9 protein-coding genes are annotated in these 8787 nt (G+C 72.5%); 4 read left to right on the top strand and 5 right to left on the bottom strand.

Features of this window, described 5'->3' with window-relative positions:
- Positions 1-176 precede the first annotated feature (176 nt).
- Both Aru02nite_RS35000 and Aru02nite_RS34995 read right to left on the bottom strand, forming a co-directional pair.
- Positions 177-602: a hypothetical protein gene (locus tag Aru02nite_RS35000; RefSeq protein WP_505712021.1), complete on the bottom strand. Its 426-nt coding sequence runs from the start codon at positions 600-602 to the stop codon at positions 177-179.
- Between the two features lie 138 nt (positions 603-740).
- Complete coding sequence (locus tag Aru02nite_RS34995) at positions 741-1388, bottom strand: O-methyltransferase (protein WP_203664790.1); 648 nt, start codon at positions 1386-1388, stop codon at positions 741-743.
- Positions 1389-1546: 158 nt separating this feature from the next.
- Between Aru02nite_RS34995 and Aru02nite_RS34990 the strand changes: the two genes are divergently transcribed.
- Together Aru02nite_RS34990 and Aru02nite_RS34985 are read left to right on the top strand one after the other, a co-directional pair.
- The gene (locus Aru02nite_RS34990) at positions 1547-2806 is read left to right on the top strand and encodes a S1C family serine protease (RefSeq protein WP_203664804.1); all 1260 of its coding nucleotides are present in this window, start codon (positions 1547-1549) and stop codon (positions 2804-2806) included.
- 92 nt (positions 2807-2898) lie between these two features.
- Positions 2899-3285, top strand: a complete 387-nt coding sequence (locus Aru02nite_RS34985; protein ID WP_203664788.1) for a Sec-independent protein translocase subunit TatB — start codon at positions 2899-2901, stop codon at positions 3283-3285.
- A 75-nt stretch (positions 3286-3360) separates the two neighbouring features.
- Here the strand turns inward: Aru02nite_RS34985 and Aru02nite_RS34980 are convergent, their stop codons facing one another.
- The 3 genes from Aru02nite_RS34980 to Aru02nite_RS34970 form a co-directional block, all read right to left on the bottom strand.
- A complete protein-coding gene (locus Aru02nite_RS34980) occupies positions 3361-3789 on the bottom strand; it encodes a DoxX family protein (RefSeq protein ID WP_203664786.1) in 429 nt (142 codons plus the stop codon).
- A 92-nt stretch (positions 3790-3881) separates the two neighbouring features.
- Positions 3882-4853, bottom strand: coding sequence for a sigma-70 family RNA polymerase sigma factor (locus Aru02nite_RS34975; protein WP_203664784.1), 972 nt, complete (start codon positions 4851-4853; stop codon positions 3882-3884).
- 149 nt (positions 4854-5002) lie between these two features.
- Entirely contained in the window at positions 5003-6145 is a 1143-nt protein-coding gene (locus Aru02nite_RS34970) for an Mrp/NBP35 family ATP-binding protein (protein ID WP_203664783.1), read from the bottom strand.
- A gap of 197 nt (positions 6146-6342) precedes the next feature.
- On the opposite strand from Aru02nite_RS34970, the gene Aru02nite_RS34965 reads away from it, so the two are divergent.
- Together Aru02nite_RS34965 and Aru02nite_RS34960 are read left to right on the top strand one after the other, a co-directional pair.
- On the top strand, positions 6343-8118 hold the full coding sequence (locus tag Aru02nite_RS34965) for a serine hydrolase domain-containing protein (protein WP_203664782.1): 1776 nt from the start codon (positions 6343-6345) through the stop codon (positions 8116-8118).
- Between the two features lie 92 nt (positions 8119-8210).
- Positions 8211-8741, top strand: coding sequence for a GNAT family N-acetyltransferase (locus Aru02nite_RS34960; protein WP_203664781.1), 531 nt, complete (start codon positions 8211-8213; stop codon positions 8739-8741).
- Positions 8742-8787 lie beyond the last annotated feature (46 nt).

Below are 8787 nucleotides of genomic sequence, written 5' to 3'. Positions count from 1 at the left end.
GCCGCCGCTAGGGCGTGCCCGCACCGCTTGCCGGCCGGCTGCGCCGGGCCCCTTCGCCGCGTTGTCTTGCGCGAGCGCAGACCACACCGGTGTGCACTCGTACCTCCGCCTTGCGAGACGACGAACGGACTCCGGCTCGCTCGGCCGAACCTGTGAAGACGCGCCCTGGCGGCGCGTCAGAGCCCGCGCCGGTGCCCGTACGGGCAGGTGCCCAGGAAGCCGTACGAGCCCTCGGCGAGCCGCCAGTGGCTCCCGCAGTACGACCGCTCGCAGGTGGGGCACCAGAACGGCGCCCACGCCGGATCCCGGTCGTACAGCGTGGCGGAGAGGTCGACGGTGGCGGCACGGACCGCGTCGGCCAGCGACGGGTCGGACAGCGCCTGCGCGACCTCCGTGCCGGGGCGGAAGCCGTCGACGGTGAGCGTGCCGTCCGGGCCGGGCCCGGGCACCAGGGTGATCATCGCCGCCGCGTTGACACAGCCGTGGTACTCGCAGGCGACAGCGCACCGGGTTCGCGTGGACGGATGGGACACGGCGGCCAGTCTGCCGAAACCACGCAACCCAGTGCTATTCGCAAGATCACTTTGCCGTCCCCTTGACATCACCCGGTGGCAAATAAGGCGACGCGTGGCGTTCCGGTCGTTACCGGGCGCTGCACCGGGTCCGCGCCGGCCCCGGCGAGCGACCGTCGCCGCCCCACGCGCCGCACACCGGCCGTCGCTGGCGAGTACCCGGGTGGGTCAGGGGGTGCCGTCGGTGGACTTGACCGCGGTCAGCAGGCCGTCGGCGATCGGCAGCAGCGCGGGCAGCCACTCGTCCGCGTCCCGGATCGACTTGGTCAGCTCCCGCAGCGTGACGGTCTCGGGGTCACGGGCCGCTGGATCCGGCACCCGGCCGTTGCCGAGCGCGCCGGCCGCGACGACGACGCCACCCGGCCGCAGCAGCCGGTACGCCTCCGCCACGTACTGCGGGTACTCGGAGCGGTCGCCGTCCACGAAGACCAGGTCGTACGCCCGGTCGGCGAGGCGCGGGAGCACGTCGAGGGCGCGGCCGGCGATGAGCCGGGTCTTCGAGGGCGGGAATCCGCCGTCCCGGAACGCCTGTCGCGCCTGTCGCTGATGTTCCGGTTCGAGGTCGATCGTCGTCAGTACGCCGTCGGGACGCATTCCGCGCAGCATCCACACGCTGCTCACCCCGGTACCGGTGCCGACCTCGACGACCGCCCGCGCACCGGTCGCGGCGGCGAGCAGCCGCAGCATCGTGCCGGCGGCGGTACCGACCGGGTGCAGTCCGATCTCCGCCGCACGCGCACGCGCCGCGGCGATGACGTGATCCTCCGCGACGAACGACTCGGCGAACGCGTGGCTCTGTGGTCCCAGGGTGGCCATGGCGTAGAGCCTAGGGAATGATCCCTGCGAGTCGGGGATGCCATGGCGTGTAATCCTGGAATACGGCGGAGGCCGACGCGGTGCGGGTGGCGCTGCGATCGCTGGGGAGAGGTGGACCGAGGGTGACCGACGGCGGCAGGACCAACGGCGCACCCGGCATGGCGGGCCAGGGACCGGGGGGTCCACAGCAGCCGTCCGCGTGGTGGTCGAGTGCCGGCGGGTCCGACCCGTGGCGCAACCCGACCGCCCCCGCCGTACTGATCCAGCAGCCGACCGGCCCGGTGGGCCCACCGCTGGACCCGGTACCCCCGCCGCAGCCCGCGGGTGGTGCGGCGCCCCGCCGGCAGACCGGTCTCGTCCTGACGATCATCGTCGCCCTGCTGGCCGGCGCGCTCGGCGGCGCCCTGGGATACCTGGGGGCCTCGCGCGGCGGTGCCGGCGGCGGCGTACTCGGACCGTCCGCGACGGACAAGCCGAAGGCCGCGGACCGCGCGCCACAGTCGATCTCCGGCGTCGTCAAGCAGGTACTGCCGAGCGTCGTGACGATCCTGATCCACACCGACCAGGTGGAGGGCAACGGTTCCGGCTTCATCATCTCGTCGTCCGGCTACATCCTGACGAACAACCACGTGGCGGCGGCCGGCAAGGGCGGCCAGCTCAAGGTCTCCTTCTCCGACGGCACGACCGCGGACGCCACGGTGAAGGGCACCGACCCGCAGTCCGACCTCGCCGTACTCAAGGTCGACAAGCCGGGGCTGAACCCGATCAAGTTCGGTGACTCGGACCGGATTGCGGTCGGCGACCCCGTGATCGCGATCGGCGCGCCGCTGGGCCTGTCGAACACCGTGACCGCCGGCATCGTGAGCGACATCGACCGACCGGTACTCACCGGCAAGGACGAGGGCAGCGAGTCGTACATGGCGGCCATCCAGACGGACGCCGCGATCAACCCGGGCAACTCGGGCGGGCCGCTACTGGACGGCGCCGGCCGCGTCATCGGCGTGAACTCCGCGATCCTGACCCTCGGGGACGGATCCGGCGGCGAGAGCAGCAAGAGCGGCAACATCGGCCTCGGCTTCTCGATCCCGATCAACCAGGCCAAGCGGATCGCCGACGACATCATCCAGACCGGCAAGGCCCGCCGCACCGTCATCGGCGCCACCCTCGACAGCTCGTACCAGAGCGCGAACGGCGGGGTGCGGATCTCGAAGGTGACGTCGGGCGGACCGGCCGACAAGGCGGGGCTGAAGGCGGGCGACGTCATCACCCGGTTCGACAACCACCTGCTCGCGCAGTCGACCGATCTGATCGCGTTCATCCGGAAGGACGCGCCGGGATCGGTGGCGCCGGTCGAGTACGAGCGGGACGGCGGGAAACACACCACGAACCTCACGCTGGCCGCGACGAGCTCGAACTGACGCTCACGGCCTCTTGCCCGCCGGCGGCGGGTGCGTAAGGTTGGACCGGTTGACCGGTGCCGGAACGCGGTCCACGGGATGAGGAGCTGGAGATGTTCGACAGTCTCGGCTGGCCGGAGATCATGGTCATCGTGCTGATCGGGCTGTTCATCTTCGGTCCGGACAAGCTGCCGAAGCTGATCTCCGACGGCGTGAACATGATCCGGCAGCTCCGCAAGATGGCCACCAACGCCACCAGCGACCTGTCCAAGGAGCTGGGCACCGACATCTCGATCGAGGACCTGCACCCGAAGACGTTCGTGCGCAAGCACATCCTGTCCGAGGACGACCAGAACCTGCTGACCAAGCCGTTCCAGGAGATCTACTCGGACGCCACCAGCGCGGCCGAGTCGTTCGACCTGACCGGCTCGGGAACCAGCTCGTCCGCGACCAGCGAGTCGCCGCGGCAGCGTCCGCGGTTCGACGTCGACGCCACCTGACGGCCGCATTCCACCGACGGCCCGGCGCCGCGCGGTGGTCCGGCGCGGCGCGAGGCCCGGTTCCTGGTACCCGGCTCAGCGGTGCGTACGGCGGAACAGTGCCGCGGTGGTGTCCCGGCGGGCCCACGCGAGCAGCGCGAACACGACCGCGAGTACCAGGGGGAAGATCGCCGAGGCGGGCCCGGCGAGGACGAACGTCTGGGTGGCGGCCGCGCCGATCGTCAGCAGCATCAGCCCGATGGCCGCCAGCCCGGTGAGCCGCGGTACCAGCAGGCCGATGGCGCCGGCGAGCTCCAGCACGCCCACGACGTACCGGAACCACTGGCCGGCGCCGATCTGGGCGAACGTCTCCACCGCGGTCCGCTCGCCGACGAGTTTCGGCGCCGCCGACGCGAACGCGAAGAACGCGGCGAGCAGGATCTGCACCGTCCACAGCACGACGGTGTACGCGCGGCGCCGGGTGGGCGTCGCGCTGGAGGCTGCGGTGGTCCTGGTGTCGGACATGGCGGGGGATCCTTCCGTACGCGATGACGGGGTCACCGGAACAGACGACCCCCCGCCCTCGTACTCATCGGCCGTGGGCGGTGGGCGGCGGATCAGAGGTGGTCCGGCAGGCCGAACAGCGGGAACAGCCGGTCGGTGTCGAGGAAGCTGTTCAGCCCGACGATGCGGTCGCCGGCGATCTCGATGACCTGCAGCGCCCACGGCGCGTGCCCGCCCGCCGGATCCGGCCGGTACTGACCGAACGCGGCCATTCCGTTGGCCTGTACGGGAACCAGCCGGGAGCCGCGGCAGCCGCAGCCGGTGCCGAGCATCCAGGCGGTGATCTCGTCCGGCCCGCGCAGCCACAGCGGGATCGGCGGCATGGACAGCGTCGCGTCCTCACGGAGCAGCGCGGTCAGCGCGGCCAGGTCGTAGCTCTCGAAGGCCGCCACGTACCGCGTGAGGAGGTCGCGCTGCTGGTCGGTGAGCGGCTCGACGGAGGCGGAGTCGTGCTTGGCGGCGAGGGTGGCGCGGGCCCGCTGCAGCGCGCTGTTGACGCTGGCGACGGACGTGTCGAGCAGCTCGGCGACCTCGGCCGCGGACCAGGCCAGCACCTCGCGCAGGATCAGCACGGCGCGCTGCCGGGGCGCCAGGTGCTGGAGCGCCGCGACGAACGCCAGCCGTACCGAATCGCGGTGTGCGGCCAGCTCGGCCGGGTCGCCGGACTCGGGCAGCACCCGGCCGTCCGGCGCGGGACCGATCCAGGCGGTGTCGGGCAGGTTGTCGGGCAGCGGCGACGACGCCGACCAGCCGGACGACAGGTCCATCGGCCGGGCCCGGCGCTGCGCGCCCTTCGCCATGTCGAGGCACACGTTCGTCGCGATGCGGTAGAGCCAGGTGCGCACGGAGGCGCGGCCCTCGAACGCGTCGAAGCCCTTCCAGGCCCGCACCAGCGTCTCCTGCACCGCGTCCTCCGCCTCGAACGCGGAGCCCAACATGCGGTAGCAGTATCCGGTCAACTCGGTCCGGTGCGGCTCCAGCCGCTCCGCCACAACGACGTCTGTCGTCACGGTCCACACCCCCATGGAATCGGAACCCGAGCGTACGACGGGGGTGGGACAGTTCCTACCGGCGTTGGTCACCTGTCCGGCACACGGTCGACGCTCATTTCCCGCGTACCGGACGAAACGGTCCGGCCGTCGGGAGCGGCGGCCGGACCGGGTGGTGCGGTGGCTCAGGCGGGGGACAGGCCGAGCGAACGCCCGGCGAGACTCTCCCGCCGTACGGCGAGCTTGTCGGCGACCGCGGACAGCGCCGCGGCGGCCGGCGAACCGGGGTCGGACAGTACGACGGGCGAACCGGCGTCACCGGCCTCACGTACCCGGGTGTCGAGGGGGATCTGGCCGAGCAGCGGGACGTTCGCGCCGATCGTGGTGGACAGCCGCTCCGCGACCCGGGCACCGCCGCCCGCGCCGAAGACCTCCATCCGCTCGCCGGTCGGCAGCTCCAGCCAGGACATGTTCTCCACGACGCCGACCAGCCGCTGGTGCGTCTGCAGCGAGATCGCGCCGGCCCGCTCGGCGACCTCGGCCGCGGCCAGCTGCGGCGTGGTCACGACGAGGATCTCGGCGGTGGGCAGCAGCTGGGCGATGGAGATCGCCATGTCGCCGGTGCCGGGCGGCAGGTCGAGCAGCAGTACGTCGAGGTCGCCCCAGTACACGTCGGCGAGGAACTGGGTGAGCGCCCGGTGCAGCATCGGGCCGCGCCACACGACGGCGGCGTTGCCGGAGGTGAACATGCCGATGGAGATGACCTTCAGGCCGTGCGCCTGCGGCGGCATGATCATGTCCTCGACCCGGGTGGGCCGGTCGGTCACCCCGAGCATCCGCGGTACGGAGTGGCCGTAGATGTCGGCGTCGACCACGCCGACGGACAGGCCCCGGTCGGCGAGCGCCGCGGCCAGGTTGACCGTGACGCTGGACTTGCCGACGCCACCCTTGCCGGAGGCCACCGCGTACACCCGGGTGCGGGAGCCGGGCTGGGCGAACGGGATGACCGGCTCGCCGCCGGACCCGCCGCGCAGCTTGCTCTGCAGGTCGCGGCGCTGCTCCTCGGACATCACGCCGAAGTCGACGTGCACCGAGCTGACCCCGGCGACCGCGCCGACGGCCTCGGCGATGTCGGACTGGAGTTTGTCCCGCAGCGGACAGCCGGCGACGGTGAGCAGCAGGCCGACCGTGACCGCGCCGTCCGGCGTGATGTCGACCGACTTGACCATGTCGAGGTCGGTGATGGGCCGGCGGATCTCCGGATCCTGTACGCGCGCCAGCGCGGCGCGGATCTGCGGTTCGAGCTCGGCAATCGCAGGGGCGGACATGACACCCATGCTACGAGCCCGCTGGCGTAGCGCCCGCCGCCGCCCACCGTGACCCGCGTCGCCCGCCGTCACGGCCCGGACGACCGGCGGCAGAACCGGGCGTGCGGGCACGTACCGGTCGCCGATTGATGTCAAGGGCTTTCCTGTACTGGATGGTTGGTGCAGGATTCCTTCGTCACGTCAGGACGGAGGCGACGATGTCCGAGATCTCCCGACGATCCCTGCTGCTCGGTGCCACGGCGGGCGCCGCGGTCGCCGCGGTCGGCCCCGGGCTCACCGGCGCGGCGCAGGCCGCACCGCGCGGCGGCGCACCCACCGTCGGCCCCGGCGACCTGCGCTTCACCCCCGGTCGTACGCTCCGGCCCGGGTCCGCCGCACAGGTCGGCCTGCGTACCGAGGTGGTGTCGGCGATGGTGCCGGACACCGCGCGGTACCTGGCGACGACCGCCGAGAACCCCCAGCACCCGATGTACGCGGGGGCCACGGTGATCGCCGCGAAGGACGGCGTGGTCGTCGAGTACGCCGCGGTCGGGGACGCGGTGCGGTACGCGCTGTCCGGCGACTCGGTGGTGGAACTGCCTGCGGCGCAACGGATCCCGGCGCGTACCGACACGATGTGGGACCTGGCGTCGATGTCGAAGCTGTTCACGGCGACGTCCGTCGCGCAGTTCATCGAACGGGGCCGGGTCGAGCTGACCGCGCCGGTCGTCCGCTACCTGCCGGACTTCGCGGCGAACGGCAAGTCCGACATCACCGTGCGGCACCTGCTCACGCACACCAGCGGCCTGATCCCGGACCCGGTGCCGTCGCTGTGGGCCGGCTACACCACGTACGCCGAGCGGGTCGCGGCGATCCTCGCGACCACGCCCTCCGCCCCGCCCGACACCGCCTACGTGTACTCGGATCTCAACTTCCTGACCCTCGGGCTGCTCGTCGAGGCGGTCAGCGGCCAGCGCCTCGACGCGTACGTCCGCGAGCACGTCACCGCGCCGCTCGGCCTCACCGACACCATGTACACGCCGCCGGCCAGCCTGAAACCGCGGATCGCGGCGCAGGAGTACGAGCCGTGGGCCGGGCGGGGGCTCGTCTGGGGCGAGGTGCACGACGAGAACGCGTGGGCGCTCGGCGGGGTCGCCGGACACGCCGGCGTCTTCTCCACCGCCCGCGACATCGCCGTCTTCGCCCAGACGTACCTGAACGGCGGCCGGTACGGGAAGGCGCGCATCCTCGCCGAGGACACCGTACGGCTGATGCTGCACGACCACACCAGCGCGCTGTTCCCCGACGACCCGCACGGACTCGGTTGGGAACTCGGCCTCAACTGGTACATGGGCGCGCTGGCGTCGCCGGTCACGTTCGGCCACACCGGGTACACCGGCACCAGCATCGTCGTCGACCCGCTGGCCGGGTCGTTCGTGGTGCTGCTGACCAACCGGGTGCACCCGAGCCGCGACTGGGGCAGCAACAACATCGCCCGCCGCGCCGTCGCCGACGACCTCGGCCTGGCCGTACCGGTCCGCCCGATCAGCCGGTCCGCCTGGTACACCCGCACCGACCACGCGACCAGCACCCTCACCGCACCGCTGGCCGCGCCCACCCGCACCGCCACCCTCGACTTCGCCCTCTGGTACGACACGGAACCGCGCGCCGACACCGTCGCGCTGTCCGTCTCCGCCGACGGGGACCTGTTCACGTCGCTGCCGTTCCGCCTCTCCGGCGGCGGGTACGACTGGACCACCGACGGCACCGTCACCGGGTACGGCGGGCGCCGGTGGCTTGCCGGACGCGCCGCCCTCCCGGCCGGTACCCGGGCGGTCCGCTGGACGTACCGGACCGACGTGAACTCGCAGGGCCGCGGGGTTTACGTCGACACCGTCCGGGTACGCGACGATCGTGGCGTCGTGTTCGACTCGACCCGTGACGGCGACGAGGCACGGATTTCGGCCATTGGCTGGACGCGGGCCGACGGCTGAGTCAGGATGACGGTCATCCGGCCGCGTGCCCTACCCACCCCTTGGGGCACGCGGCCGTCGACACGTCCGGACCTGTCGAGGGGTGTGGGCCGGTGACGTACCGGATCGTGCAGTGGGAGAGCGGTGCCGCGCTCGACCGCGCGGCACAGCTGACAGCGGTCTACCACGCGGCCTTCGAGCCGTACGGCGAGGACGACGGGACCGCCGAGACGTTCCGCGAACGCTCCCTCCCGAGCCACGCCGGCCGCACCGACTTCCGGTGCGTGGCCGCCGTCGAGGACGACGCGCTCCTCGGCTTCGGGTACGGCTACCAGGGCGCCCGCGGCCAGTACTGGACCGACCGGGTCGCCGGCCTCGCACCCGCCGACGTCGTCGACTCCTGGCTCGGCGGCCACTTCGAGGTCGTCGAACTGGCCGTACTGCCGCCGGAACAGGGCCGCGGCATCGGTACCGCCCTGCACGACGCGCTGCTCACCGACCTGCCGCACCCGGTCGCCCTGCTGTCCACCTGGCAGCACGACACCCCGGCCCGCCGGCTGTACCTGCGGCGCGGCTGGCAACCGCTGGCCGAACTGCCCGACGCGACCCTGATGGGCCTCCGCCTCCCGCTCGCCCCGCTCTGAGCGCCGCTCCGCGCAGGCTCCCGGGCGTTTGCGGGCTGGCGACCCG

Source organism: Actinocatenispora rupis (assembly GCF_016861975.1).
In the GTDB taxonomy this organism is placed as follows: domain Bacteria; phylum Actinomycetota; class Actinomycetes; order Mycobacteriales; family Micromonosporaceae; genus Actinocatenispora; species Actinocatenispora rupis.
This window is presented reverse-complemented; position numbering and strand designations above follow the sequence as displayed.